The sequence below is a fragment of the Oleiphilus sp. HI0086 genome (genome assembly GCF_001635225.1).
The window spans coordinates 1-976 of sequence record NZ_LWFZ01001396.1 but is presented as its reverse complement, the minus strand read 5'-3'; the positions used below and the strand labels follow the sequence as shown (position 1 = coordinate 976).

The following is a 976-nucleotide window of genomic DNA, read 5'->3' as shown; positions in this document are numbered from 1 at the left end:
CTTCTTAAATGTCTGAATATAAAATTTCCGCTTTGAATATTCATCCGGTCAAATCTCTTGGTCCGGTATCCTTAAGTGAAGTTGAAATTGATCGCTTTGGTTTGCGTTTTGATCGACGTTTTATGTTGGTGGATGATGCCGGGCGATTTATTACTCAGCGAAAATATAGCGCCTTAGCCAAAGTTTCTGCAAGCTTTGATGGTAGTACTTTAAATATATCGGACGAGGGCATTCCTGAGGTCAGTTTTTCGCTAAGTGAGTTTTCTAAAGAAGCTGATGTATGTGTCTGGTCTGATGAAGTGGGTGCGCTCACCGTACAAGACCGCCGGACACAAGTTATTTCAGACTATTTGGGGGTGAATGTGGCTTTGGCCTATATGCCTGACTCAACTTTTCGCCAGGTCGACCGTGAGTTCTTTGCAGAGAGCCAGCAAGTTAGCTTTGCTGACGGTTTCCCGATTTTATTGACTAACCAGGCCTCATTAGATGACCTGAATAGCCGCTTGGAAGTTCCTGTTGGCATGAACCGTTTTCGGCCGAATATTGTGCTTGAAGGCGATATCCCTTTTCAAGAAGACTCGTGGAAGCGTATTGCTATCGGTGAGATAGAGTTTGCATTAGTTAAGCCATGTAGCCGCTGTATTATGACTTGCATTGATGAGCATGGCGAGATTGGCAAAGAGCCTCTAAAGACGCTAGCTAAGTATCGAAAAAACGATTTTGGTGTTTGTTTCGGACAGAATATGGTTCAACTTAATACAGGGAAAATCTCACTCGATGATAAGCTAAGAGTAATTGAGGTGCTTGAAGAGGGATAGGTAAAGCGCTTCAGCCTATTTCTAAACATAGAAATAGGCATTTAACTGAAAGGTACTTGCCTTAGAAAAGCTCGATTTCGTCCGAGGTATCGTCAGTGCTGTCTTTTTTGGCACTAAAGTGATGTTTGTAAATATCCAAAGCTTCGTCAACACTTGCG

Annotated in this window: 1 protein-coding gene; it reads left to right on the top strand. The window is 42.7% G+C overall.

Annotation, left to right across the window (positions count from 1 at the left end):
* Positions 1 to 8: 8 nt before the first annotated feature.
* Positions 9 to 818, top strand: a complete 810-nt coding sequence (locus A3756_RS23795; protein ID WP_068509730.1) for an MOSC domain-containing protein — start codon at positions 9 to 11, stop codon at positions 816 to 818.
* The last annotated feature ends 158 nt before the right edge of the window (positions 819 to 976 follow it).

Bases quoted from the DNA above. Each gene is read 5' to 3' on its own strand.
- A3756_RS23795 (WP_068509730.1), top strand. From the start codon at position 9: ATGTCTGAATATAAAATTTCCGCTTTGAATATTCATCCGGTCAAATCT.